The organism is Haloarcula sp. MBLA0163 (assembly GCF_055632435.1).
In genome coordinates this window covers 1252273-1275590 of record NZ_CM145745.1, presented here as the reverse complement: position 1 = coordinate 1275590, position 23318 = coordinate 1252273, and the positions used below count along the sequence as shown (strand labels likewise).

Below are 23318 nucleotides of genomic sequence, written 5' to 3'. Positions count from 1 at the left end.
TCAGATGGCGAACGTGGCCCGCAGCATGTCCCGCGTCCCCGGTCCGAGACCGACCGCGGTGACGGCGACCAGCAGCAGCAACGCGTAGCGCGGGCTCTCCTCCAGGAACTCCTCGTTGAACAGCCAGACGACGAGCGACGCGACCACGAGTTTCACGACGAGGAACGGCCACGACGTGCCGATGGCGGCGGTCAGCCCGGCGGGCTGGAGCGCCTCGGTCGTCGCGATGATGAACGCGTTGGCCGGGTGTTTCGGGTAGTAGGTCAGCGGCACGTTCAGCACGTCCAGCCAGTCGGCCAACACGACGTTCGCGACGCCGTCGATGGCGTGGCCCCAGATGACGACCAGCCCGATGTAGCCGGTGCCGTCGTTGACCGCCGGCGCGTACGCCTCGAAGGCGCGGTACAGGCCGTACGACAGTACCGTCGCCAGGCCGACGGTCGTGAGCAGGACCGACGGGTACAGCGTCGAGTACTCCGTGGTGGTCGCGACGGCAGTCAGGTAGAGCAGCGTCACGACGACGAGGACGCCCCCGACCGCCGCTGTCGACCGGTAGTAGCTATCGACGTAGCCCTCCCGGTCGAGTCTGAGACAGACGACCAGCGTCACGAGGGTCATCACGAACAGCGTCCCGTAGATGACCGGGCTGATGATGAGCGAACTCAGCGGGTACTCGACGATGGGGGCGAACCCGGCTTCGAGCGCCCGGTCGGTGGCGTCCTCGACGGTCCGCAGCGCGCCACCCAGCAGCATGAACGGGACGAACGCGAAGTACAGTTTCGGGTCCTCGGCGATCTCCAGTCGGTCCAGCAGGAGATAGACGCCGACGAGCATGTACACCAGGATAAGCATGTAGCCGACCTCGGAGACGATGGTGTAGCCGGGTTCGGCGACGATCTGGCCCTGCTGTACCGCCGCGGCACAGCCCTCGTACAGCGGTTCCGGGCCGCCGTCGGTCATCACCGCACAGCTGGCGGCCTTCGCGTCCGCGTACACCGGGCCCCAGAAGTAGTGCCAGAGGAACCGGTCCCAGACCGCCCGCGGGAACGCGAGGACCGCGCCGAAGCCGACCGCGATGATGGCGACGAACGAGGCGACCCAGAGGCGCCCGGCCCCGTACTCGTCGACGACCTGCTCGAACGTGTTCATGGGCGAGTGGGCGGCGTGCGTCGGTTTCAGGCTTCCGGTCGCGTGCGTGGAGCCTGCGACACCGATACGGCGGGCCGACGAGATTGCTCAGGCGAGGGTCTCGGACGCCGCCGCGACCAGTTCACCGTGTGCCTCGCCGTTCGAGGCGACGAGGCTGTCGCTGTCGTGTCGCCACCGGTCGCCCTCGGCGTCGGTCACCGTCCCGCCGGCCTGTCGGACCATGTGGACCCCGGCCAGCGTGTCCCACGGGTGGTTCGGATTCGTACAGACGGCCCCGTCCAGCGCCCCGTCGGCGACGTACGCCAGCGTCGCCTGGAAGCTCCCGATGCGACGCATGTCACCGAACCGCTCGACGACGGCGCCACACAGGTCGGCGAACTCGGTGCGGTCGTCGCGGTTCCACCAGCCGACCGGTGCGACGGCGAACGTCTCCGGGTCGTCCCGGTCGCTCACGGCGAGGGTCGCGCCGTCCCGGGTCGCGCTCTCCGGGCCGGCGGCGAACAGGTCGCCCTCGGCGGGCATGTACGTCGCCGACCCGACCGGCTCGCCGTCCTCGACGGCGGTGACGCTCGTCGCCCACGTCCGGTTCCCGCGGACAAAGTTGGCGGTCCCGTCTATCGGGTCCACTATCCACGCCGGCCCGGTGGCCGGGACGCCGTCGAGGACATCCGGGTCGGTCTCGCCCGTCTCTGGCCCGCTCAGCGTGACGACGTCCTCCTCGAGTACGAACGAGTCGTTCGGGAACTCCTCGCGGACCGTCGCGACGACCTGACTCTGTGCGTCGCGGTCGGCCTCGGTGACGAGGTCGTTCTTGTCGCCCTTCGTCTCGACGGCGAGGTCGCCGCGGAACGCCTGCCGTGCGACGACGCCCCCGGCACGGGCGGCGCGTTCTGCGAGCGCCGCACGGTGGTGTGCATCTGGCATACCCGGGGCTGGCAGTGCTGGGAACTTACCACCTCGGGTTCTGGAAAAGGAAGGTTACTCGTCGCTGGCTTCGTCGACGGCGTCCAGGATGGAGTGGGCGATGTCCCGTGCCTCCTCGGGCGTGTACAGTACCTGGTTCCCGAGCGACTGCTCGATGCGGACGTAGTCGTCGTCCGCACCGATGGAGAAGAACGCCGTGTTCTCCAGCGGTGGCACTCGGATACCTGAACCGTCGGACTGGTCGGTAGCCATGCCAGACATTAACTCACGTTTCCGTATAAAGGTACCCATATATGAGAAATCGGCTGATTTTCCGACCGTCGACCGAGACGAATAGACGGATTATCTCCCGTATAGACGGCCTAATGCCACGTCTTGGGTACCGGTCACGGCGCGGGGAGTGGTCGGGCCCCGACCGGTGGAGCCGTCGCGGCGTGGCCGCCGTCCAGCGCCGCCGCTGGCAGGTGCGGTTCCGAGAGTTTGCGAGGGAAGACCGCTCCGTGCGAGTCTTCCGGCACTGTGTGCGAGGGACCGTATCGGCCCAACAGTGCGAGGGAAGGGATTTGAACCCTTGGACCCCTACGGGAGCGGATCTTGAGTCCGCCGCCGTTTCCTGGCTTGGCTACCCTCGCACGCGCTGCTCGCAAGGGTGCTGACGGCGGTGTGGTATAAATGTCGTACGGAACGCCCTCGCCGGGCAAACGCCTAACAGCGTGGGGCGAGAGGGGCCAAACATGGCGCTCCTCGCGACCCCGCTCCAGATGGGTGGGGCGCTCCCGGTCGTCGGTGTGCTTCTGACGTTGCTTCTCGTCGCTATCGTCGTCTACACGGTCCGGGACACCGGCGGGTACCACGACCCCGCGGCGGCGACCGACGCCGTCGTCTGCCCGCGGTGCCACCACTCGACGGCGGCCTCGGACAGCGTCTGTCCGGAGTGTGGGAAGGACCTCTGAGGACCGGTGGATTGACCCATGCAGGTCACGTACGACGCGTATGGACGAACACACGCGGGACCCGAGCGTCGCTCCGCCCGACGGCGACCCGGCCGGGTGGCGGGCCGACGGGCAGTGGGAGCACGCGACGCTCCGGCGGGCCGTCGTCCACGGCGTCCGTCTGTACAACGCCGCCGAGTTCCACGAGTCACACGACTGCTTCGAGAATAATTGGCCCAGTGTAAACAATGCTACCGGGCAAACACTCTCTCCGAACGCATGAACGACCACACGCGCGACTCTACTGTAGAACCACCTGAAGCGGGGAATCCTACCGGCTGGCATAGTGGCCGGCGCGAATGGGAACACGCGACACTACGCAAAGCGGTGGTTCATGGCGTCCGACTCTACAATTCTGGCGAGTTCCACGAATCGCACGATTGTTTTGAAGCAGAGTGGTACAACTACGGCAGTGGAACGACGGAAAGTGCGTTCCTTCACGGAATGGTGCAGGTGGCTGCCGGCGCGTACAAGCACTTCGACTTTGAGAACGATGATGGAATGCGGAGCCTCTTCAGAACGGCATTGCAATACCTTCGTGGAACCCCGAACGACTATTACGGGGTTGACGTGCTTGATGTGAGGACAACAGTCACCAACGCACTAAACGACCCGTCCGTTCTGCACGACTGGAAGATTTGTCTTGATGAACAATTCCCAGAAGCGACGGAAATTGATTTTGAATACGCTGAAGCTCTGGAGTAAGGGCTAGCCGCGCACGATCTCACCATCGGCCCACTCGATGTGCACTCCGTCGCCGTCGTGGTCATATGCCCGGCCGGGAACGTTCTCGACGTCGCCGCTCCTTCGTCGCTCTGTTAGCTCCGTTGCGTCGTCGTATTCGCTGCCACAGACCGGACACTGGCCTTTCTCTCGTCGTGTTACGTCTTGGGTTCCTTTCGGTACCATGTACTTACCAAAACAAGCCGGAGTGATAACATTTCATTTTTCTAATTATTCTATGCGTGCAAAGCGTGCTTTGGACGCAAAGCGCGAGGGTCTACAGAACCCGCCAACCGTCCTCTGTTTCCTCAATTAGCCGGCGTTTCGTCGTTATTGACTGTAGCGCGGCTTCAGCATCGTCCGGCGAGAGATCGTTTAGCTTCCCGGCGACGTTCGCCGTCGTCACGGTGTCCCCGCTCTCGCAATTGCGTAGGTACTCTTCGACCTGTGCCGTGGTTCCTTCCAGTTCGCCGCCGTCTGTAGCAGCTTCGGCTAACTGGCCCTGTCCATCGTCGGGTGTAGCGCCTTCTGTGTGTCCAACACCTGCCTGAATCGTTTGAATCTCCGTCAGACCATCAACGGGCTGTAGCTGGCGGGTTCCGTCGTGTTCGCCAACTTCGGCGTCCTCAATCACCACCGTCTGGCCTTCCAACTCTTCGACATGGGCCGCCAGAGTCTCGTCCCATGTCAGAAGGTCCATTGCACCGGACGAGTCTTTCAGAATGGCTTTCGTCGTGTTCTCGCCGTAGGTTTCGACTTTCACCACTTCTGCTGTCACTGTGACGTAGCCAGTCAGACTCTTAGCAGCGTCCGTGAGGCGGCTGGCATTGTAGGCCACACTGTCGCTACTATCACCGTCTGTGCTGGCCTGTGGGGTGCTCTCGTCAGAGTCAAAGTACCGTTCTCTGAGACGCCCCGGCATTAGCTGCTTTGCACTCTCAGCAAAGCCCACGTACTTCCAGCCGTTGTCTCGGCTATCGCCCGGCGTCAGTGTCCGGCTTCGGGTAGATTCCAGATCGATAGATGCGATACCTCCCACCTGTTCTTTGAACACGTCCTGACCGGCCGGACGGGCGTTCTCGACGTCGCAGAACTGCTGGTAGACAGCGTAAGCGTCGTCTTTCAATACGACGTCGTCACCAGTAGCGGGTTCCAGATGCGTCAAAGCGAACCGCTTGATGGGGTCGCTAGCCGACTCGTACATCTCGCGGCGTTCGTGAGGAGCCTCTGGCATACTGTACTGTCCGTTGCGGTCAATCACTTCCTGTGCGTGTTTGACCGCCAGTAGCAGCAGGCCGCGCATTGCCGCGTCGTTGTCCAGCAGGTCCTCCGCGACACCCGGCACTTTCTGCTTCTCGTGTGGGTTGTCCGGGTCTGGATCGTCAACGAACCGATTTGGCATCTCAATCGGGTAAAGACGGTCACTCACTGCGTCTGTCTGTTCGCGGATTCGGGGCGGTTCGTTCGCGCTAAAGAACATTGCCGCTTCGTTCTCGAACTCGTACTGTTTCTCGTACTTTTCGTTCGCGCGAACAGTGCCATCGCCAGTGAGGGACTTGATGATACTCGTGTCCCGGATTTCGGACACGCTAATGTCGTCACCGACGTTCACGAACGCGCCCGGCAGGCCGCCTGTGGCGAAATTGTCGTCACCTGTAAGGTCCTGTAGTTCGACGCTGGCGGCGTTTTCTTCGCTCACGAACCCGCGTAGTAACTTCCCGACTCGGGTTTTACCGTTGCTACCCGGTCCGTACATGATGATGAACGCACGGTACGGGTGGCCTGGCATGAGGCCGTGTGCTAAGTGGTCGAGGATTGTGTCGCGGTCCTCATCCCGTTTGGTGACGTCGTCTAAGAACGACTTGATAGGTTCTGGGTCGGCGTTCGCTGGGTCATAGTCCCACGAGAGGCCCCGCGTGAATTTGTACTCGGGACTGTGGTCCATCAGGTCGCCAGTCTCTAAGTCAACGACACCGTTACCGACACAGAGTAGGGCGCTGTCTAGGGTTCGGGCGTTTAGCTCTCTCCGGCGTGTCTGATTCCGCGCGTGCAATCGCCCGATAATCTCTGCTGCCTCTCGCTGGCTGTAGTGCGGGCCTAGCTCACGCTCAAGCACTCTGTGGGCCGTCTGCTCGCCCCAGCGGTTGAAGTAGCCCTTTGAAGCGTCGTAGACCCAGAGTGTGTCTGAGTCCATCACGTACATCCAGTCTGTTTCCTTTTCGAGCGCGTTCGCCGCTGCTGATCGCCCCTCTTTGCTTGTCTGTGCGTCGTAAGTCTCGCAGACATACGACCACCAACCAGCAGTATCGTCGCTACCGGTGCCACTGTCGGTGTCGTCGTTGTCCGTAGGTGGCTCTGGGGGTTGTGGCTTCGACGGCGCTGGCGGTTCCCAGCCGCCCTGTTTGGCGAGATGGACGAGCGTCCCGACCGTCACATGACCGTCTGGACTGTCATTGTCCCAAATGTCGTCAATATGCGGTTGGCCGTTTTTCTCGTCCCATTTCGGGTTGCTCTTCGACCACTGCTCAAAGAGCCGTTTGCCTGTGCTGCCGCTGTCCCAGTCGTAGACAGCCATACCCAACCGTAGCCAGTCGGAGTAGGACAAATGCGAGTCAACGTGGCCTAGAGCCTCTTTGACGTCGCCTTTGTCTAACTCGGTGTCTGTATCTGTAGCACCGTTGCCAGTGTCCTGTAGCGGCGACTCGCCGTGGATAGCTTTGTACGCCCGGTAGAGGAACTGCGCGCCGTTCTCAGGTGTGACAGCACTGCCGGCGTCATGGAGGGTGTCCCCAGTAAACGTGCAGAACTTGTTGGTGAGGACGTCGACGCCCTGGTGCTCAGTGTCCGGTACTTCGGAATCTCGCCACCAGTCCGGCGGCTCACCTTCGACTGGGATATGTAGGCCGTTGCCGGACGGGGACCACTCCATGTACGCGCCCGCGTCTTTGAATAGCTTTAGGGCCGGCACCCATCCACGACGGTCGCCGCTACCGGTAAACGGCCCGTCAATGTCGATTACGTACTCTTCGTCGTCGGGTTGGAAGACATAGCCGATCCCCCAACTCTCGCGGTCCTGCATGGCCGCGTGTGCGTCCTCGAATGTGTGCCAGTCGTCGGGGTCGTTCCAGCTTATCCCGAAGTCGCCCTTCCAGTGAGGCCGGCGCGGCGTGTCGGCAGAGCAGTCCCACATGAGCCACCGGTCGCGGTTTTTGAATCGCTCCGGGATGCTCTCGGCGTCGACCGTCACCATGCTTTGCACCTCCGGTTGTCCGACGTGTCCATTCGTGTCCACCCCCCGGGGTGGACAAAGTGCACGCCAGAGAGAGGCTGAGAGTGGAGTTTGCCGACGTTTGACTGTTCTGTCCACCCTGTCCACCCCGCAGACGCTACTATTGTGCGTAGCGCATGCGCACACACACGCACACGCCCCGCGATGCATGCGTCTAGGGGGTGGACAGGGTGGACAGAGTTACAGACGGCCAGTAGACATGCCTCACACGCCCACGAGCGGCACCCTGCCTGTCCACCCCGGGGGGTGGACACGAATGGACAGAGTGGACACGCGCCAGTCATTCGCCCGCACTCTTCACACTCGACAGATGTGTTGACTGTGTTGGGGCCTGAGCCGTCCATCATCGGTGACTCACCCCATCCGTAGCGTGCATGACGACGGCGACAGTCCGCCAGTCGGTAGACGGGCTACGCTCCCAGAGAGTGCGCGGGATCACAGCCGCTCACCCCAGTCAATGGTCAGCAGGGCGCTCGCAATGTCAGCACAGGGCAAGTCGCTCTCTGCTAGGTCTTCAAGCGATTCTGCTTTCCGCCCGACCCTCTCGTGCATCGACTGGTTACAGTCGTCACAAGCGAAGACGCTACCAGACTGGCGGAACACGTCGCTGCTGTCGCAGTTCGGACAGCTCCAATCGGCACGCTCGCGGGTCATTCGGACCACCTCTCAAGATCGACCTGCTCGCTGTCGGTTTGCCAGCGGTCGTAGAGCTTGCCCAGTTCCTCGACTGGCGTTCGCGGGTCGCACTCCCACAGGAACCGACCCACGCCGTGGGTCGGCACCCCGTGATTCGGTGGGTTATTTGTCTCTTCGTCGGTATCGTCGTTCTGGGCGTCCTCGCGGACGTCCCGCTCAGGGCACGTCGGGCGGTCTTTGGAAGGGTTGGCCGACGTGTCCTGCGAAGCGTGTTTCGTGCTCATGGGTATGCTCAGCAGAGCACAGACACCGGCCTGGCCCCCGGGTATAAAGACGCCACAGAACCAACAATCGGGTGGAGCATGGTTCTGTGGCCCGTTGCCAGCGGGCCAGTGCCGTTCGCGCCTACAAGCGGCGCGTGTATCTCGTCCGAGTCTGCCTTGCCAGACGCTATGGTAGGGTATATAAAATAGATACCGAGGGACAGGAAGTTACCGGGAGGCAGTAACTATTTATGATAACCGCCCGATAGAGTAAGTATGGGACGCGCGCCGAAACTTACCGACGAGAAGATCATCGAGGTCATGGATGATGGTACACATCCAGTGTGGACAGCAACGGAGGTCGCTGATGTGACCGACGTCACACGAAAGACGGCCAAGAGGCAACTAGACGAGATGGCCGACGAAAACAAGATTGAGAAGATGAAAGTCGGGAACGCTAACGGCTACTACGTCGTCGGCGTTGTCACGGAACCCTCCAGCGACTCCCAAGAAACTCACGCACAGCGCGTGAAACGGTATTTTGAAGATCGCTATATGGGCCTAGACAGGGACCCATCGACGGCGATACACCCGAACGACGGCCGGGCTGAAGCAGGTGACAAAGTGCAACTGGAAGTACGCGGGCGGGCTGACCAACCGAATGAATACGGCGTCATGCGCGTGCGCCACTACGAGAACCGGGTCGAAGATGTTGAGCATATGGCTTCGGGGGCCGACGAGGTGCAAGCGCTCGTGTCGGGCGAACTCTATGCAAAACCCACTGTGCCGATTATGCATACCGACTTTGCGGACGGCTACGACTTTGAGCGAAAACTGGGCGTTGAAGAGGTTGACATAGGCGACGACAAGGCGTTGTTGGCTGTTGGTGGTAAGCGTCATCTGCTTAAGCCGTGCGACGATGCGGTTTTCCTTACCGACGTTGAGGTCGACTGCATCAGTCCAGTTGGCGAGGGACCAGATATGGCAGACGCTTATACGTCGGAAGTGCCGGCGTTTCCCGTTGACGAGACTCCGCAAGAACTGCTGGAGAAAATGGACCCCGACGACGTAGCAAAGTTCTGAATCTCTATTTCTGCCTGGCCTTGTGGGTTTTTGGGATAATCGTCCCATTATTTGTGTATGGAACGGATTGAGGCAATGGTCCCTCCGCCGCTCGAAGAGGGTATTGAAAACCACCAAGAGGCAAACGGTTTTGAGAATAAGTCGCAAGCCATCCGGGACCTGCTCCGCCGTGGCATGAGCAGTGGTGAGACTGCATGAGTGACTACACCACTATAGCGGTTAGAGAGTCCGACAAGGCGGTTTTTGAGCAGACTTTAGACGCCGTCGCAGAAGAGATCGGCGGGGAACCGACCCGGAGTGACGCTCTCCGAGAGCTAAGTGAGGCGTACATAGGCGGGGACGCTTGTGGCCAGTGGAGGGACGATGCCTGAGTGTGACGGTTGCGGCGCGCACGTCACGTCCGACTGGGCACGTGTGTACGGCGTCAACGGCGTAATCCCGGCGTGCTACCGCTGCACGTCTGGCAGAGGCGTGAGCGACGAGATCAGGGAGTACAAACGATGAGTGAGCGAAGCGGCGCGAAGACGGCTACCCGCGCGCGGGGTGCTACGATAGCATGGTAGAGCAACACGATATACCTGAGTGGTTCATCCCGGACGGTGAACAAATCCTCGCGAACGAACACGAGAAAGAGCAGATCGAGGAACACGGCGAAGTGACGGACCCACTCTGCCCCCACTGCGGCAACTCCTACGAAAAGGAGAGCGAGGGCTACTATATCCACGCATACAGGCCTGTCGAAGGCGAATGGGGTGACTGGCAACCGAAAGAGAACGGGCGCGGGATGAAGCGAGGTACCAGAGTGACGCCGTCCATCTGGTGCAACCCCTCTGGAGAGAAAGGACGTGATCTTGAATGAGCATAGACCCATTTGACGACGAGAGCGACAGTAACGAACCGAGTCAGAAAGTCCGGGACCAGGAGGGGACGGTTGACGAGAAGGTCAAATCCCGGATTCTGAAGGCCCGACAGCGGGTCGACGACGCCGAAGCGTCCCTGTACGTGGATGCACCCACCTCCGAGCGAGGTATCTCCCAGAAAGAGCAGTATATCGGCTACCGGACGATGGTCCGGCAGTTCATCAGAGCGATTAAGCCGCTGCTCACTTCCCGCAAAATCCCCCGGTCTGAGTACTACTACTCCGAGGTTTTGCTGTTCGAGGAAGAGGTCCCGCCGCCGAACGGTCGGTATCAGTGGTCCCGGTTCGCCCGCGAGGGCGTCGACGACTCGAAGCTGAAAATGGACATGGGCCTGAGTCGCCATGTCGACCCGCCGAAACCCAAAGTGGCCGAAATACGGGGGTTAGACGCCATCCTCACGCGAGACGAAATCACTCTCCGCTGGTCGTTCAACCTCAAAGAGGGCGAGGGCGTGGCCATGACCGACGTTGAAACCCTCCAGCACAATATCCCTCTCCCGAAGAGGTGTTTTGACGCGGCTGTGGAGCAAGCCGACGCGTTCCTCCAACAAGCGGGTATCGGGCTGGAGATCGGCCATCGAGAAGAAGACGACCCCGACAACGACCCCTTCTAACATGTCTACAAAATCGCCACCAGAGCCGCTACAGAAACCGAACGAGAAACACACGCCGTGGCTACTCCGGCGTGTGTGGGACCGCGTGAATAGCAAGAACGAGCACTTCATGGGTTGTATTGTGGGAAGAGAGGGTAGTGGCAAGAGTTACACCGCTCTTAAGATAGCCAACAACCTTGATTCGGGCTTCAATGCCGACAGGGTGATCTTCGACGTCACGGAACTGCTGAAAATCCTGAGTAGCGGGGACCACTCAGCGGGTGATTTCTATGTGCTGGACGAAGCCGGCGTGTCACTGGGCAACCGAACGTGGCAGGACCGCGCTCAAATCCTCGCGAACCAGGCCCTCCAGCTTGTCCGAAGTCACAACCTCGGACTAATCTTCACCCTGCCGCGTCTGTCAGAACTGGACTCACAGGCCGAAGGCCGCCTACAGGCAGTCCTTGAGGTAGTCGAGAAGAACCCCGAAGAGTACGTCCGGGTCAAGTGGAAGTTCATTGACCCCGACAGGGTGGACAGCAGCGGAAACATCCTCAAGAAGTACCCACGACGCAAGCAGAACGGCTACGAGAAACGAATCACCCGGAATACGTTCGCTCCGCCAACAGATGATGAACTAATCAGCGAATACGAACAGCGCAAGGGCGTATTCCAACAGGAGATGTACGAACGGACGATAGAGAAACTTGAGAGTGAAGAAGAAGGTCAAGAGGCGGAACAACTGTCGGTGAAAGACATAGCCGATAAGATAGAAAGTAGTGGCTTAGACGACGTCGTGAGCCAACACGCGCAGACGAAGCAACCCTATATAAATGACGACCTGATTAGGGCAGAGTATGGCTTATCCCATTCGGACGCAAGAACCGTTAAGAGCCTGCTTGAGAAGCGTTTTGACTTAGAAGATTTCTAACGTATGCCGCGTAGGAGAGTATAGAGACACCCAGAGGGACTACAGTTAGTATAGTAACGCGCGCAAGACCAAATCAGACTCTCCATCCTGCTGTAACTGTCGCGTGTGCATTCACTGTGCGCCGGCCAGTGACCAACTACACAATCTATGTCGCCCCACAGTTACCGCAGTCCCATCTATACTTCTCGCTATACCTGTCGTCGCTAACCGGCTCCTTAACCGCTCCACAGAGTGAGCATTCTGGAAAAACTTCACTCGGAAGCTCGCTCTCTAAATCATCCGCGCACTGTTTATATTGAACCCGCTCATATTCAGCTTCAATTTCATTCTCGGCGTTATATATATCATCTCTCTCATTGACTGCTTTTCGCAACTCCGCTAACACCCTGAGTACGTCGTCTGTGCCGTTGCAACTCTCAATATCCTCAATGCAAGTTTCGATAGTCCGAACCTGAATTTCGTACTTGGCCACCTCTGCTACGTTTTCAGTGTCCCCTTTCGTCATTGAATCGTGGCCCGCTCGAACATTTTCTTTTTCGCGCCGTAATTCTGCGACCCGATCTTCCCATCTTGATGTGAGAGGGTCTGTGTCAATCACACGCTAATCATCTGCTTGCCGTAAAATAAGTTCCGTGGGCCAACAGCTTATCTGAGAGAACTCGGGTGTTTATTTTATCTCGATACTCCCGCCGCCGCTAACCTCACCATAGAGACTGGCGTCGATCTCTTCTTGCGCGACCGTCACCGTGGCTGTATCTTGGATGGACGTGTTCGCCAATGGCGTGTCGTTCGTACTCAACACACGGAACCGAACCTGTAACGGTAGCTCAACAGAGGTTTGCCTACCTGGTCCGGGCGCGCTAAAGTACTCAATGTCAAAGCCGGCAGTGTCGGTGATAGAACCACTGACGCTGTACTCTCCAGAATATTGTTTCCATTCGTTTGACTCACTCGTCTCACCGACAACGTACCACGCATCGCCGTCCGAAACACGAAGGTCCGCAATCCACCGATCCACCTCACCGCCCGGCAGTTCGTAAGACCATTTCCCGCTCACTGTGGCGGACACGTCGTTGATGTAGCCGTTCGACGTCGTCTGCTGGGCACCGGACATATCGAGGTTGCCCATGCTCACACTGGCTTCTGCTGTGTCTGTACTCCCGATAAGGGCGGCACCGGCAACAGTACCACCCAGTCCGCTTGCCATACTTGCGAGGAGTGTTCTCCGTTGCATCGCAAAGGGACCCACCGCCGTCTGAGATGTGAAAGCGAGCCTCGGGTGCGCGGCAAAACTGAAACTAGTTCTGTTGAATAGAGAGGATAGAATTAGCAAAACGACTTGTTTCTTCCATCTACTTTTTCGTGCATCCACTGCTCACTAAGCCTGCGAATACTGCAGACATTCATGGAAGATACCGTTCCTCTGAGAGAATTACTCAGGGCAGTATGTTACTGTTTAGTTGATTTCTCGACATTGGTAAAGTTGAAGCGGGCGCCCCCATCGGACCCCTCTTGTATTTCCGTTTCCCACCCGTGCGCGAGGGCTATTTGATGGATACTCACCAGTCCAGTACCGGTCCCATCTTTTTTTGTAGTATACTCTGGTTCGAAGACTTTCCCACGCTCGTCTTCTGGAATACCGGGCCCATTATCCTCGACGTAGAAACCATCGATCATCGAACCGACACGCACTGTCGCCGTGTCTTCTCCGTGTTCAAACGCATTACGGACAAGATTTTCGAACATACGCTGCAGTGCCATTTCATTAGCTTGAATCCGAATGCCTTCCTCTACTTCTTTCGTTGCCTCGGCTGTTGCCTGCGATTGCCACGCTTGGTCAAATACATCTTCCAATTTAACTGTGGAAACTTCTTCGACGATACTACCAGCCTGCATTGCTGTAGTCAGTTCATTCAACATACCTGCTGCCCGCTCTATCGACTCATCGACAGCCTCAAAGTGTTCTTCTTCAGATGTCTCACGAGCCAGTTCAAGACGGCCACTTGCGATTTGCAGGATGTTTCCAAGGTCGTGTGACAAGACGCTACCAAACCCTTCGAGTTGGCTAATGGTCGCGTTCAGTGTTTTATTCTGCCGTTTTCTGGAGGTTGTATCCGACAGGACTGCGACAACGTATTCGATTTCTTTGGACTCGTTCCACAGTGGTGCGGCGTTTATCGAGAGCCAAACAATATTCCCATCAGGTCCTCGGACACCATGTTCTACATCATATACTGGTTCTCCAGTCTCCCGAACATGGTTGAACGGCAATGCGTCATCAGGAATCGAGTTGCCGTCTTCATCCACAATATCCCATTCTGGATCGTTAAAAGAACGATTCGTTATCTCTGATTCAGATAGATTGAGTATCGTCTCCGCACGCTCGTTTGCTCGAACGATCTCTCCGTCCTCATTCAATACCAGAATCGCTGATGGGTTAAGATTGAGAACGCGAGAGAGAAATTCTTGATTCTGTTTAAGTTCGTGCTGGGTTCGGTGTCGGTCAACGCTGTTTCGAATACGATTTGCCAGTACCTCGTACTGTTCCGAACCACCTGCCTTCTGTAAGTAATCGGTGACGCCGCGAGTAATTGCTACGCTTGCTATTTCCTCACTTCCTCTGCCAGTAAAGAGAATGAACGGAGTTCCTGGGTGTAATTCTTGAACCGATTCAAAGAACTCTAATCCATCCTTTTCTGGCATCTCGTAATCGCTTACGACACAATCGATCTCATTCTTCTGGAGTCGGTTTAGTCCGTCCTCAGCACATTCCTCGGTGACAACTTCGAACGCTTTGTCTTCGCGTTCAAGAAATGCCTTGACAAGCTCACTAAATTCTGGCTCATCATCAACATGCAAGATTCGAGTAGTATCTCTCGACATAGTAAGTGTCACCATGGAATAAGCTATCTTATCGGGATATGAAACGTCGATTAGAAGTACATATAATACTTTTGGGACAAGGATATGATATTTTTGGCTTGAGAAAATCATCCACTACCAAATGGGGTATCTCGAACGATGCTCAATCGATCTTCTGTACTGACCGCTCACCCTTCGCGGATACATTTTCTTCCGAATTACGCATCAAAACAATACCTAGATGGCCGTTTCCGGCACACAGACTGTGGGGGTTGCGGCCGACAAACACCACTCCAAACGGCACTATCAGCCTACCAGCTGGTGCCGCTCGTCGCAGTAGCTACAGGCCACTACTCCCCTAGCCCAGTATGCTCGTTCGCCACACTCGGGACACTCGATGATGGCCGTCTCGATTAGGACCGTCTCGCCGTCCATGTCGTCGGTTGCCCACGCAGTCTGTGACCACTCGGCCGGTGGGTCCTGGTGTAACCGCTCAATGCGGTCCACCTTCCCCACGACAGGCAGTGCTCGGGTCATAGCTCAAACTCCGAGAGGTCCGGTCCGTCGCTATTGCCCAGCGCCGGCAGGCTGTCGCCTGTGTCCGTTTCGAGGACGTCGCCACTAAGCGGGTCCCTAAAGTTGGTGATGATGGCCTCTGCGTCACCACCCACAAGACCGGGAAGGCGTTCGTCGTCGTTGCTGTCACGGCGTCGGTCGCGGACGTCGGTTTCGGTACGGGTTTCAAACCGGAACTCGCTACGCGCCTCTTGCCGACTCTCTGTGCGTGTCTCTGTGCGGCCGTCTGTCCGTGTCTCGGTCCGTAGCTCTTGCCGCGTGTCCTGTCGCGTGTCCTGCCGAGTCTCGCCACGAGTGTCCACCTCTGTCCGACCGAACGCGCCGGTCCGAAGGTTCGTGTCTATGCGCGGGGACAGCAGTGAGTCTATCCCCTGCCGGCCACGCACGCCAGCGAATGGACTTTGCGCGGTTCGGAGACGCTGTTGCGTGTCCGCGGTCGTGTCGGCCGCCGTGTCCGTCCCGGCGAATGGCTCACTGCCACGCAGCGCCGAGAGAGCCGTGTCCTCGATGCGTCCAGTGCTGGCTTCGGCCTCTGTCACCTCTCGGGCTTCGGCGCGCTCACGAAGGTCCTGGTCGGCCACACGTCGGCGCTGGTCCGCCACTCGTGCATCATCGTCGGGGAGGTCGCGTGCCTGTCGTCGGCGCTCTGCACGCCGGCCCATGACCGTATCGGAGTCGAAGCGTTCGGAGTCAGTCATACCTCCCTCTTCGGCGCGCTCTCGTCGCTGTTGAAGGGCGCGCTGGTCGGCGTCAATATCGTCCCGTAGCTCCGGCGGTCGCCGTGGTCCAGTATCCACATCAAAGTCCTCGGCAGTGATGGTCGGCACGTCGTCGGTGTCTGCATCGACGTCGCTGGTTGTCTCACTCTCCGACCGGCCCAGTCCCGTCAGATCGAGTTGGCCGCTCTCGTCCCCGGCAAACCTCCGGGCGCGTCCTTCGACGTCGACGTCACCGACTCGATTAGCGATTCGGGTTGCACCGGGCACGCCACGTCGGGCCGCAAAGATAGCGGCTTCCTCTCCGGGCTGGATGGTCACAGCCGCTGCTCTCGCGCCTCTCGCGCCGGCAAGCGCACGCGAAGCCTTCAGAACCCCGGCCGTCCCGAACGTCGATGCACCGATTGTGGACAAGAACCGGTCGGGGCTTCGGTCGGCCGCCGCTGCTGTCTCGGCCGCTGTGAGTGCCGCTGTCCCCACAGTGCGACTGGCGAAATCCTCGGCGGGTTCGGTACTCCCTTCAACGGCCGACTCACCGATAGCACCGACACCTGCTGCCCCGAACTCTGTGGCCTCTATCGGCGTGAGGACTAACCGTGGCAGGTTCCCGATTGTACGAGTCGCGGCTTCTGCTTGTGCCTCGTTCGGCACGAAAGCGTTACCAGCCCCCTGCTGGCCGCCCTCTGGCCCCTCCACCGGTTGAAGGAACTCCGGCCGAGTCGAAGGCTGGTTGAAGAATCGGCCGACGTCGCCGGCACCACTGGCCGCCGGGTCGACAACAGCGTCCTCGTAGGCGTTCAAGCCGTCTCGTATGAACGATTCAACCGTACCCTGTCCGCCGAAGGCTTCGCCCGTCTCGTCGTCTCGGGCCTCGGCCCCGCGTTCGACGGCCGAGTCCGTATCCAGTCCGGTGAGATCGCGCACCGGGTCGAGTTGGTCGGCCACGGCGTCGGTCCGGTCCTGTTGTGGGCCGCCAGTGCTGGGTGAGACGTCCGTTCGGCGGGTTCGGCGGTTCGTGCTCTGTCTACGCACGTCGTTGCTCACTTCCACCTCTCCGTTCGAGACAGTCACGTCACTACTAGCGACAGGCCGGTTTAGCTCCCGTTCAACGGCTATCTCGGCACTCTGGGCCTGTTGTCCCTCGGCCACGAAACCGACACGCTCACGGCCGACAGGCGACAGTGTGGCGCGCAGACTATCGCCGCTACGACGAACCAGAACGTCCTCCCGGCGTAGTTGCGCGCCAGTCTGTTTCAGGTCCGGTGAGAGGTCGCTAATCTGCGTACCGATCACCTGCTCTTCGAGCTTTCGTGCCTGCTCTCCGATTCGGCCTTGTTGGGCTTCGACGTCGCCGGTCTGTGTACTCTCCGGGTCAAACTCCCGGTCGGGACTGTCCCGTTCTTCAGCCGGTGCGGCGGACGGATCGGTCACACCAGGCCCACCGATTCCCTGCTGGCTACCGGTGAAGCCACTGCCTTGCTCTTGGTCGCTGGTGTCCCCGTCCTGTGCCGGTCCCTGTGGGTCGGCGTTTAGACCGCTACTCGTGGTTTTCGTCGGGTCCGTTGCATCGAGTGGGTCCGACGTCGACGTGTCGCCCGTGTCGGATGTGTCGGTATCAGGGTCCGGCGTCGGTTGGATCGAACCAGAGTTACCCGGCAGTTCGGCACCGTCGCCGGAAATATCTACAGGCGTACTCGGGTCGACCTTGCGGCCACCTCCGCTAGACGACTCTGGCGTCTCGTCCACAGAGTCGCTAGCACCGTCGTTGTCGCTATCGCTCTGGTTGTTGTTCTGTCCGGTGCCACCACCGAACAGTCCAGAGAACCGGTCACTGCCGTTGCTGTCGTCGTCGTTGCTACTGTCGTTGCTACTGCTGTCCGAGTCGTCCTGCGTATCGGTGAAGCTGCCGTCTGGGTTGCGTTTCCATCTGTCTGAAAACGCCATCAGCAGTCACCTCCGGTGGTATGAGTCATGTGTAGATATAAGGCGAAAATCGCACAAAAAGCCGGAAGGCCAGGCGGATTAAGCAAATTACGTGAGTCCAGCGTTCTCGAACTCTTGGTTAATCACGTCCGGCGTCGGGCTGTTTAGATACGGTTCTATAGCCTGGAAACTCGACCAGCCGCCTACTGCCATGACTACGCGGGGATTCATGCTCTCGTCCACCAACAGCCGTTGTGCGAACCGTCGCCGGAGATCGTGACTAGACACGTACCGGAAGTCGTCGTTCCCTGTTTCATCAGCAGCGCGTTCGGCCGTCCGTTCGACCACGCCACGCACTGCACGCGGGGTGAGGTCTATGTACGGTTCACTGGGCGCTATGTCCTCGGCGCTCTGGTAACGGTGCAAGTCCCGTTCAACTGACGACGGCAGATATGCGTCCCTCGGCTCTCCATTGCCGTTCTTTGTGTCCTTCCCCTCAGGCACCCGAAGGTGGTAGTGCTGGCCGTCAGACGTTCGTTTGACGTGCTCTGGCTGTATCTGTGGCACCTCGAACGCCCGAAGTCCGACATACCCGCCAAACTGAATTATGAGGTCGTCTCTATGACTGGCGGCCGCTCGCCTAAGTTGTTCTAACTCTTCGTCCGTGATCCAGACTTTGTACGTGTCGGCTTTCGCTGTCCCCTCTAGTCTCATGTAATCTTGTTAGAACAAGTACGAACTAAAACGGGGAAGGCCAGGCCGATTGGCGCGACTATAACGGGATATTCGGCCGTTCGCTTCCGATTTGACTCACAAGTCGGAACCGTTGTTCTGTTGAAGCCCTCAAAAATTGTCAATAATGCTCTGCGAGATACAGAGGGTAATTGCAGCGAATACCGTAGCTTCTGTAGTGACGACTCCGCGCGACCCGGAACTCGTTGTGGACGGACCCCGACCGGTGGGCTACACCCCGAGACGAATCAGTTGCCGGTAGCACGTCCCAGCGCGACGATGCTGCCACCGACGGAGGCGGAGAAGACACAGACCAGCACGAGCGCTATCCCTGCGACGACGCGCGGGAACAGTCTCGTGGTGTTGACGACACCACTGTCGGACGTCAGGAGTGGTAGCTGAACGGCGACGACACCGACCGAGAGAACGACCAGAAGCAACAGTGCTGGTCAATCGCGGCCCGGTCACCGCGAAGAAAGCAATATACAGGATACTCATGAGGGTAGGGGCTTAATCCACAGGATAGTATTAGGATTGATTATTAGTATATTCTAACAGACGTTATACGTGGAAGTTCGCTCTAAATTGCTTACCGACCCCTTTCGGTAACACCACATTTCGATTTGTAGTGTGGAGTTGTTTATATATTTCTTACAACACGGTGCTGGTTGGGAAATGGATACTCGGACCGGCAGCCTTCTATGGGGAGATTATACACAGGGATAGTTTCCATGATACTGTATAACAATATCTTCTATCGTCATCAAGTTTCGTGGCCAGGTCAGAGGGTACCACGGCAATAGGCCTGTAGATGAGCCCAAGACTTGGCCCACACGAGCCAAGTGACAAACATAGGGCAATCAACTGACAATGTCGGAGAAAAACACAACGGACGGGGAGCGAGGCATAGACAGACGGACAATATTGCGGAGTGCAGCGTTGGCCTCAGCAGGTGGATTGGTGGGTGTGCCTACATTCAGTGGCGCAGCTATGGGTCAGGGCCCTTCAGATCCCTGTGAGGAGTGCGGCGCACTGCTGGCGAAGTACGAATGGAACGAGGAGGATGGAGAATTCGTGTTTGAGGAGGGCCGTGACTCGCTCGACATAGATGACGATTCGTTTGACGTGACGGTCACTGAGTCGAAAGAGGACGAAGAGGGCGAGCCGCTGTGTGTCGAGTTCGACTCAGACATCTACGAGGCGTCGTGCGGGTTCGTGAAGGCCGGACCGGACTCTCGTTCACTCGACTTTGACGGTTACGTCGGTAACGACGAAATCTGTGCGGAGGACAAGTACGCAATCTCGAACTTCGCGTTGTGCATCGAGCACGCGTTCTGGCAGTTCGACCTCGGCACCGGGACGATTAACGATCCGCCGTACTATCAGAATCAGGATGCGAAACTGCTAATCGCCACCACCTACGGTCGGAACAACCCGACCGACCCCGAGCCAGACACTATAGTGTTTAATCAAGATGATGATATTGCGGACCTCACTAAAGATGATGTCTCACTCACGTACGATGGTGATGTCCCGACGTCCGTGACTGTGCCGTTTGAGGTTCTGAGCAATGTGCCGAAGACTGTCCATCTGGGCTCCTGGGAGATGCCGGGTCCCTGGAAGCAGGAGGATATCGAATACTCCGTCAGGTACGACTACGAGGAAGAGGAGTTTAGCGAGGGAACGCACGAACTCACTGTCGACCTGCCGACGTTGTAAGCCGGCGACTGTCTGATTCTATTTTCTGTTTTTTGTGTCGACGACGCTTATAACATCAGTCAACGAGAATCAGACCGCTTCGACCTCTGCGAATCGCTCTCCGTGATATTTTTTGATCTCCCGACGGTTTGGATTAGTCTCTCCGTTTTAAGGCTGCATACGCGCTCTCTATTCAGCACGGCTACTGAAATATATCACCGATTAAGGGATTCAACAAAGCTATGCCCGCTAATCTTCAGTCAGCTTCTCCAGTAGTGCGGCTTTCACTTGCGGGTCATTCAGTAGTTCATCAAGTTCATCCACCTTCCCTTGCTGCTCGCCCTCGGGGTCAGTCTCCGCGTAGGAGCCTTTCATCCCTTCCTGCACAGTCTCGCTGGCTTTCTGGGACTGTGGGCCATACGTCTGTCCACAGTACGGACACGCCTGCCACTCGCCGTCTAATGGCTCTTTGCAATTGTCGCAGACTGAAGGGGTTAGTGGACTGTCGTCCTCCGGTTCTCGAATCCCTGCGTCCTCTTCAGCTTGCTCGATGTAGTCTTGGTCGGTCAGATGAGCATACGTCCGCTCCATGACCTTAGAATCGGGTTCGTGGCCGATGAGGTGCTTGATAACGTCGTTGTCCATGCCATAATCGCGTTTGCACACCGTGACGAAGTAATGCCGAAAGTTATGGGCATTCACAGGCTTGTCCACACCAGCGCCGTCACCGATCCGCTGTAGTTGTCGGTACACCGTGCTGGGGTCCAACTTGTCCCCAGCGCGGACACCCTCTCGGTTCGTCTGCTTGTGCTTGTGCGTGATTAGATAGTCGTTCGGGTCGCCAGTCGGATGCTGGCGCTTCCATTCTCTGGCAGACTGTTCAGCCCCTAAGAGCGGGCGCTTGCCGCTCGCTCCTTTCAGGTCGCCGTCGTCCTCGTTCAGATAGAAGATTCCTTCGTCAACATCCACGTCCTTCAGACGCAAATTCAGGATAGCGCTTCGGCGCTGGCCGGTGTAGAGGAGTAGGTCGACCAAACAGGCGTCACGAGAACCACGGCGTTTCGCTTCGTCGCGGATGGCCTGCACCTCTTCTGGCGTGAACATATCCCGTTCATCAACCGACGATTCCTCTTGGTCCGCGAAGTGAATTTCTTCCCTGTCAACGCCTAAGTCGTCGTGATAGAGGTAGAACCGACGGATCGGGCCTTGCTTGTTACGGACAGTACCGGAAGATAGGCCCTCGTCCTTTACGCGGTCAACACGGCCGTTTAGATATGCGTCCATCAAGCGGTTTATCTGGTATTCCGATGCATCGGTTAGGTCAAAGTCAGCGTCAGCTGCCACACGACGAACTTCACGGGCGTAGCGGGCTAGCGTCCCGTCACTCTTCGTATCGCCGTCTGGCATTTGGTACGTGTTCCGTTGTGGATCGTTTGCATCCAGAAATTCGAGGATGTGCTCTCGTTCATCATCGCTGATTTCGTCGTCATTGCGAATCTTGTCCCGCGCATTCTCGTATCGCTCCCGCATTGACTTCGGCATACTTCCCACGAGCAACGCCACCCACTAAATAGGTAAGGATTGTTTACACCGGACCAGTAAATCTTCGAGGACGAGTGGTACAACTACGGCCGCGGGTCGACCGAGAGCAAGTTCCTCCACGGGATGGTGCAGGTGGCCGCCGGCGCGTACAAGCACTTCGACTTCGAGGACGACGACGGGATGCGGTCGCTGTTTCGCACCTCGCTCCAGTACTTCCGCGGGGTGCCGAACGACTACTACGGCGTCGACCTGCTGGACGTCCGGACGACGGTGACGAACGCGCTGCAGGACCCGAGCGTGCTCGAGGGGTGGCAGATACGACTCGACGGGGGCTACCCGGTCGCCGACGACACCGACTTCGCGTTCGCCGAGGACCTCGACTGACGCCTCGCCCGGAATCCACACGACTCTAATGGCCGGGGCCCGCACCAGAGACTGAATGCGAGTCGAACAACTGGGTGCGGGAGAACCGGACGTCGCCATCGTGGGCAGCATCCACGGCGACGAGCCGTGTGGTCGGGACGGTATCGAGGCGGTCCTCGCGGACCCCCCGACGGTCTCCCGTCCGGTGAAGTTCGTGGTCGTCAACGAGGAGGCGCTGGCCGCCGGCGAGCGGTACCTCGACACCGACCTCAACCGCGCGTTCCCGGGCGACCCGGAGAGCGAGGCCCACGAGGACCGCTTGGCCGCCGACCTCGCCGCCGAACTGCGAGGCTGCACCGTGTTGTCGCTGCACTCCACCCAGTCCTACGACGGCATGTTCGCGCTCGTCGACGACCTGACGCCGCTCGCCCGGGACGTCTGTCCGAAGCTCTCCGTCGACGCGGTGGTCATGACGAAGGGGGCCAACGAGGGACGCATCTTCTCCGTCGTCCCGTCGGCCATCGAGGTCGAGTGTGGCTATCAGGGGTCGCCGGCGGCCGCCGCCAACGCCGAACGGATAATCCGTGAGTTCCTCGCGGCCACGGGCGTCACCGACGACCCCGTGACGAGACGGACGGAGTCGCTCCCGGTGTTCCAACTCGGCGACCCGATTCCGAAGGCCGCCGCCGAGAAGTACGAGGTGTACGCCCGGAACTTCGAACCGCTGGCCGCCGGCGCCCCCATCGCCGCCGCCGACGGGGAACGGGTCCTCGCCGAGGAGTCGTTCCACCCGGTCCTCCTCTCCGCCGAGGGGTACGAGGACGTCTTCGGCTACACGGCGCACCGCGTCGGCGTCCTCGACTGACGGCGCCGTCACCACCGTCACAGTGGCAGTTTCTGCGCGTAACAGTTGGCGTCGTCGACGGCGCGGCGCCCCGGCCGGTGGTCACGCGTCGTCGGGGGCGTCTAACTCCACCAGCGTGAGGTCCCGGTCGAGCATGCAGTAGTCGTGCGGCGGGTCGCCGACGACCTCACCGATGCGGTACTCCTCGTCGAAATCGGCGCCCATCGGCTCGCAGTACTGGTGGCTCGGACACTCCGTGTGGGGACACGGGCCGGCCAGCGACGCGTTGCTGCCGGCGTAGGCACCTTTCGTGGGGACGTTCGCGCGAATCCGTGCGGGTTCGACCTCGACGGCGCGGACGCCGGTGTCGTGGACCGCGCAGTCGAGGGTCTGTCCGCTCTCGCGGACCTCGGTGACGCGGTAGCGGCGCCCCTGTGTGAGGTTGAGGCACTGGGTCCGGTACGGACAGCCGGCGCAGCCGTCGGCCTCGCCGTGATAGACGAACTCCTCGCCGACCTCCGCGAGGCGCGTCCCGACGAGCGTGACAGTGGTCATGCCGT

Annotated in this window: 26 protein-coding genes, 1 tRNA gene and 1 pseudogene; 13 read left to right on the top strand and 15 right to left on the bottom strand. The window is 59.1% G+C overall.

All coding sequences use genetic code 11. The annotated features are described in order from the left end of the window. From ACV7GQ_RS06805 to ACV7GQ_RS06790, 4 genes are all read right to left on the bottom strand, one after another. A complete protein-coding gene (locus tag ACV7GQ_RS06805) occupies nt 1-1149 on the bottom strand; it encodes a DUF63 family protein (protein WP_470312764.1) in 1149 nt (382 codons plus the stop codon). A gap of 87 nt (nt 1150-1236) precedes the next feature. Beyond that, nucleotides 1237-2073, bottom strand: coding sequence for an inositol monophosphatase family protein (locus ACV7GQ_RS06800; RefSeq protein ID WP_470312763.1), 837 nt, complete (start codon nt 2071-2073; stop codon nt 1237-1239). Nucleotides 2074-2127: 54 nt separating this feature from the next. Next, nucleotides 2128-2325 carry a hypothetical protein gene (locus ACV7GQ_RS06795; protein WP_470312762.1) on the bottom strand — a complete coding sequence of 66 codons (198 nt, stop codon included), beginning with the start codon at nt 2323-2325 and terminating at the stop codon, nt 2128-2130. Between the two features lie 296 nt (nt 2326-2621). Further along, nucleotides 2622-2705 (bottom strand) — tRNA-Leu (locus ACV7GQ_RS06790). A gap of 102 nt (nt 2706-2807) precedes the next feature. On the opposite strand from ACV7GQ_RS06790, the gene ACV7GQ_RS06785 reads away from it, so the two are divergent. Genes ACV7GQ_RS06785 through ACV7GQ_RS06775 form a run of 3 tightly spaced genes read left to right on the top strand, consistent with a single transcriptional unit; the run spans nt 2808 to nt 3770 of the window. Then, on the top strand, nt 2808-3026 hold the full coding sequence (locus ACV7GQ_RS06785; RefSeq protein ID WP_470312761.1) for a zinc ribbon domain-containing protein: 219 nt from the start codon (nt 2808-2810) through the stop codon (nt 3024-3026). 40 nt (nt 3027-3066) lie between these two features. Then, nucleotides 3067-3288 (top strand): hypothetical protein, encoded by a 222-nt coding sequence (locus ACV7GQ_RS06780; RefSeq protein WP_470312760.1) that lies wholly within the window; start codon nt 3067-3069, stop codon nt 3286-3288. Beyond that, complete coding sequence (locus ACV7GQ_RS06775; protein WP_470312759.1) at nt 3285-3770, top strand: DUF309 domain-containing protein; 486 nt, start codon at nt 3285-3287, stop codon at nt 3768-3770. The genes ACV7GQ_RS06780 and ACV7GQ_RS06775 overlap by 4 nt, the downstream gene beginning before the upstream one ends. A 3-nt stretch (nt 3771-3773) precedes the next feature. On the opposite strand, the gene ACV7GQ_RS06770 is transcribed toward ACV7GQ_RS06775, so the two are convergent. The 3 genes from ACV7GQ_RS06770 to ACV7GQ_RS06760 form a co-directional block, all read right to left on the bottom strand. Next, nucleotides 3774-3974 carry a hypothetical protein gene (locus ACV7GQ_RS06770; protein ID WP_470312758.1) on the bottom strand — a complete coding sequence of 67 codons (201 nt, stop codon included), beginning with the start codon at nt 3972-3974 and terminating at the stop codon, nt 3774-3776. Nucleotides 3975-4065: 91 nt separating this feature from the next. Continuing rightward, entirely contained in the window at nt 4066-7038 is a 2973-nt protein-coding gene (locus tag ACV7GQ_RS06765; protein ID WP_470312757.1) for a phage/plasmid primase, P4 family, read from the bottom strand. A gap of 689 nt (nt 7039-7727) precedes the next feature. Next, nucleotides 7728-7997, bottom strand: coding sequence for a hypothetical protein (locus ACV7GQ_RS06760; RefSeq protein ID WP_470312756.1), 270 nt, complete (start codon nt 7995-7997; stop codon nt 7728-7730). Nucleotides 7998-8252: 255 nt separating this feature from the next. Here ACV7GQ_RS06760 and ACV7GQ_RS06755 point away from each other — a divergent pair, with 255 nt between their 5' ends. The 7 genes from ACV7GQ_RS06755 to ACV7GQ_RS06725 are packed head-to-tail and all read left to right on the top strand — an operon-like array spanning nt 8253 to nt 11502. Continuing rightward, the gene (locus ACV7GQ_RS06755; RefSeq protein ID WP_470312755.1) at nt 8253-9059 is read left to right on the top strand and encodes a hypothetical protein; all 807 of its coding nucleotides are present in this window, start codon (nt 8253-8255) and stop codon (nt 9057-9059) included. Nucleotides 9060-9116: 57 nt separating this feature from the next. Further along, entirely contained in the window at nt 9117-9257 is a 141-nt protein-coding gene (locus ACV7GQ_RS06750; RefSeq protein WP_470312754.1) for a hypothetical protein, read from the top strand. Next, nucleotides 9254-9430 carry a hypothetical protein gene (locus ACV7GQ_RS06745; RefSeq protein ID WP_470312753.1) on the top strand — a complete coding sequence of 59 codons (177 nt, stop codon included), beginning with the start codon at nt 9254-9256 and terminating at the stop codon, nt 9428-9430. Before ACV7GQ_RS06750 ends, ACV7GQ_RS06745 begins: the two co-directional genes overlap by 4 nt. Beyond that, nucleotides 9423-9563, top strand: a complete 141-nt coding sequence (locus ACV7GQ_RS06740; protein WP_470312752.1) for a DUF7563 family protein — start codon at nt 9423-9425, stop codon at nt 9561-9563. The genes ACV7GQ_RS06745 and ACV7GQ_RS06740 overlap by 8 nt, the downstream gene beginning before the upstream one ends. 52 nt (nt 9564-9615) lie before the next feature. Next, nucleotides 9616-9918, top strand: a complete 303-nt coding sequence (locus ACV7GQ_RS06735; protein WP_470312751.1) for a hypothetical protein — start codon at nt 9616-9618, stop codon at nt 9916-9918. Further along, entirely contained in the window at nt 9915-10592 is a 678-nt protein-coding gene (locus ACV7GQ_RS06730; RefSeq protein WP_470312750.1) for a hypothetical protein, read from the top strand. Before ACV7GQ_RS06735 ends, ACV7GQ_RS06730 begins: the two co-directional genes overlap by 4 nt. A gap of 1 nt (nt 10593) precedes the next feature. Beyond that, on the top strand, nt 10594-11502 hold the full coding sequence (locus ACV7GQ_RS06725) for a hypothetical protein (RefSeq protein WP_470312749.1): 909 nt from the start codon (nt 10594-10596) through the stop codon (nt 11500-11502). Nucleotides 11503-11647: 145 nt separating this feature from the next. On the opposite strand, the gene ACV7GQ_RS06720 is transcribed toward ACV7GQ_RS06725, so the two are convergent. From ACV7GQ_RS06720 to ACV7GQ_RS06695, 6 genes are all read right to left on the bottom strand, one after another. Next, nucleotides 11648-12100, bottom strand: a complete 453-nt coding sequence (locus ACV7GQ_RS06720) for a hypothetical protein (protein WP_470312748.1) — start codon at nt 12098-12100, stop codon at nt 11648-11650. Between the two features lie 69 nt (nt 12101-12169). Continuing rightward, nucleotides 12170-12709, bottom strand: a complete 540-nt coding sequence (locus ACV7GQ_RS06715; protein WP_470312747.1) for a hypothetical protein — start codon at nt 12707-12709, stop codon at nt 12170-12172. A gap of 242 nt (nt 12710-12951) precedes the next feature. Then, nucleotides 12952-14400 carry a response regulator gene (locus ACV7GQ_RS06710; protein WP_470312746.1) on the bottom strand — a complete coding sequence of 483 codons (1449 nt, stop codon included), beginning with the start codon at nt 14398-14400 and terminating at the stop codon, nt 12952-12954. A 270-nt stretch (nt 14401-14670) separates the two neighbouring features. Next, nucleotides 14671-14901 (bottom strand): hypothetical protein, encoded by a 231-nt coding sequence (locus ACV7GQ_RS06705; protein ID WP_470312745.1) that lies wholly within the window; start codon nt 14899-14901, stop codon nt 14671-14673. Beyond that, nucleotides 14898-17600: a hypothetical protein gene (locus ACV7GQ_RS06700; RefSeq protein WP_470312744.1), complete on the bottom strand. Its 2703-nt coding sequence runs from the start codon at nt 17598-17600 to the stop codon at nt 14898-14900. The genes ACV7GQ_RS06705 and ACV7GQ_RS06700 overlap by 4 nt, the downstream gene beginning before the upstream one ends. An 87-nt stretch (nt 17601-17687) precedes the next feature. After that, nucleotides 17688-18293 (bottom strand): site-specific integrase, encoded by a 606-nt coding sequence (locus tag ACV7GQ_RS06695; protein WP_470312743.1) that lies wholly within the window; start codon nt 18291-18293, stop codon nt 17688-17690. Nucleotides 18294-19277: 984 nt separating this feature from the next. Between ACV7GQ_RS06695 and ACV7GQ_RS06690 the strand changes: the two genes are divergently transcribed. Further along, nucleotides 19278-20030 (top strand): hypothetical protein, encoded by a 753-nt coding sequence (locus ACV7GQ_RS06690; RefSeq protein WP_470312742.1) that lies wholly within the window; start codon nt 19278-19280, stop codon nt 20028-20030. A 228-nt stretch (nt 20031-20258) separates the two neighbouring features. Here the strand turns inward: ACV7GQ_RS06690 and ACV7GQ_RS06685 are convergent, their stop codons facing one another. Next, on the bottom strand, nt 20259-21551 hold the full coding sequence (locus ACV7GQ_RS06685; RefSeq protein WP_470312741.1) for a tyrosine-type recombinase/integrase: 1293 nt from the start codon (nt 21549-21551) through the stop codon (nt 20259-20261). A gap of 63 nt (nt 21552-21614) precedes the next feature. On the opposite strand from ACV7GQ_RS06685, the pseudogene ACV7GQ_RS06680 reads away from it, so the two are divergent. After that, nucleotides 21615-21935 (top strand): annotated as a pseudogene (locus ACV7GQ_RS06680) (DUF309 domain-containing protein); the annotation flags it as partial. Nucleotides 21936-21990: 55 nt separating this feature from the next. Beyond that, the gene (locus ACV7GQ_RS06675) at nt 21991-22779 is read left to right on the top strand and encodes a M14 family metallopeptidase (RefSeq protein WP_470312740.1); all 789 of its coding nucleotides are present in this window, start codon (nt 21991-21993) and stop codon (nt 22777-22779) included. A gap of 81 nt (nt 22780-22860) precedes the next feature. On the opposite strand, the gene ACV7GQ_RS06670 is transcribed toward ACV7GQ_RS06675, so the two are convergent. After that, nucleotides 22861-23313 (bottom strand): UPF0179 family protein, encoded by a 453-nt coding sequence (locus ACV7GQ_RS06670; RefSeq protein WP_470312739.1) that lies wholly within the window; start codon nt 23311-23313, stop codon nt 22861-22863. Between the last annotated feature and the right edge of the window lie 5 nt (nt 23314-23318).

Excerpts from the sequence above, each read along its gene's own strand:
- ACV7GQ_RS06715 (WP_470312747.1), bottom strand. The coding sequence starts at position 12,709 with ATGGCAAGCGGACTGGGTGGTACTGTTGCCGGTGCCGCCCTTATCGGG.
- ACV7GQ_RS06745 (WP_470312753.1), top strand. The coding sequence starts at position 9,254 with ATGAGTGACTACACCACTATAGCGGTTAGAGAGTCCGACAAGGCGGTT.
- ACV7GQ_RS06755 (WP_470312755.1), top strand. The coding sequence starts at position 8,253 with ATGGGACGCGCGCCGAAACTTACCGACGAGAAGATCATCGAGGTCATG.
- ACV7GQ_RS06765 (WP_470312757.1), bottom strand. The coding sequence starts at position 7,038 with ATGGTGACGGTCGACGCCGAGAGCATCCCGGAGCGATTCAAAAACCGC.
- ACV7GQ_RS06800 (WP_470312763.1), bottom strand. The coding sequence starts at position 2,073 with ATGCCAGATGCACACCACCGTGCGGCGCTCGCAGAACGCGCCGCCCGT.
- ACV7GQ_RS06780 (WP_470312760.1), top strand. The coding sequence starts at position 3,067 with ATGGACGAACACACGCGGGACCCGAGCGTCGCTCCGCCCGACGGCGAC.
- ACV7GQ_RS06795 (WP_470312762.1), bottom strand. The coding sequence starts at position 2,325 with ATGGCTACCGACCAGTCCGACGGTTCAGGTATCCGAGTGCCACCGCTG.
- ACV7GQ_RS06725 (WP_470312749.1), top strand. The coding sequence starts at position 10,594 with ATGTCTACAAAATCGCCACCAGAGCCGCTACAGAAACCGAACGAGAAA.
- ACV7GQ_RS06705 (WP_470312745.1), bottom strand. The coding sequence starts at position 14,901 with ATGACCCGAGCACTGCCTGTCGTGGGGAAGGTGGACCGCATTGAGCGG.
- ACV7GQ_RS06805 (WP_470312764.1), bottom strand. The coding sequence starts at position 1,149 with ATGAACACGTTCGAGCAGGTCGTCGACGAGTACGGGGCCGGGCGCCTC.
- ACV7GQ_RS06785 (WP_470312761.1), top strand. The coding sequence starts at position 2,808 with ATGGCGCTCCTCGCGACCCCGCTCCAGATGGGTGGGGCGCTCCCGGTC.
- ACV7GQ_RS06670 (WP_470312739.1), bottom strand. The coding sequence starts at position 23,313 with ATGACCACTGTCACGCTCGTCGGGACGCGCCTCGCGGAGGTCGGCGAG.
- ACV7GQ_RS06700 (WP_470312744.1), bottom strand. The coding sequence starts at position 17,600 with ATGGCGTTTTCAGACAGATGGAAACGCAACCCAGACGGCAGCTTCACC.
- ACV7GQ_RS06750 (WP_470312754.1), top strand. The coding sequence starts at position 9,117 with ATGGAACGGATTGAGGCAATGGTCCCTCCGCCGCTCGAAGAGGGTATT.
- ACV7GQ_RS06710 (WP_470312746.1), bottom strand. The coding sequence starts at position 14,400 with ATGGTGACACTTACTATGTCGAGAGATACTACTCGAATCTTGCATGTT.
- ACV7GQ_RS06695 (WP_470312743.1), bottom strand. The coding sequence starts at position 18,293 with ATGAGACTAGAGGGGACAGCGAAAGCCGACACGTACAAAGTCTGGATC.
- ACV7GQ_RS06775 (WP_470312759.1), top strand. The coding sequence starts at position 3,285 with ATGAACGACCACACGCGCGACTCTACTGTAGAACCACCTGAAGCGGGG.
- ACV7GQ_RS06735 (WP_470312751.1), top strand. The coding sequence starts at position 9,616 with ATGGTAGAGCAACACGATATACCTGAGTGGTTCATCCCGGACGGTGAA.
- ACV7GQ_RS06675 (WP_470312740.1), top strand. The coding sequence starts at position 21,991 with ATGCGAGTCGAACAACTGGGTGCGGGAGAACCGGACGTCGCCATCGTG.
- ACV7GQ_RS06770 (WP_470312758.1), bottom strand. The coding sequence starts at position 3,974 with ATGGTACCGAAAGGAACCCAAGACGTAACACGACGAGAGAAAGGCCAG.
- ACV7GQ_RS06760 (WP_470312756.1), bottom strand. The coding sequence starts at position 7,997 with ATGAGCACGAAACACGCTTCGCAGGACACGTCGGCCAACCCTTCCAAA.
- ACV7GQ_RS06685 (WP_470312741.1), bottom strand. The coding sequence starts at position 21,551 with ATGCCGAAGTCAATGCGGGAGCGATACGAGAATGCGCGGGACAAGATT.
- ACV7GQ_RS06730 (WP_470312750.1), top strand. The coding sequence starts at position 9,915 with ATGAGCATAGACCCATTTGACGACGAGAGCGACAGTAACGAACCGAGT.
- ACV7GQ_RS06740 (WP_470312752.1), top strand. The coding sequence starts at position 9,423 with ATGCCTGAGTGTGACGGTTGCGGCGCGCACGTCACGTCCGACTGGGCA.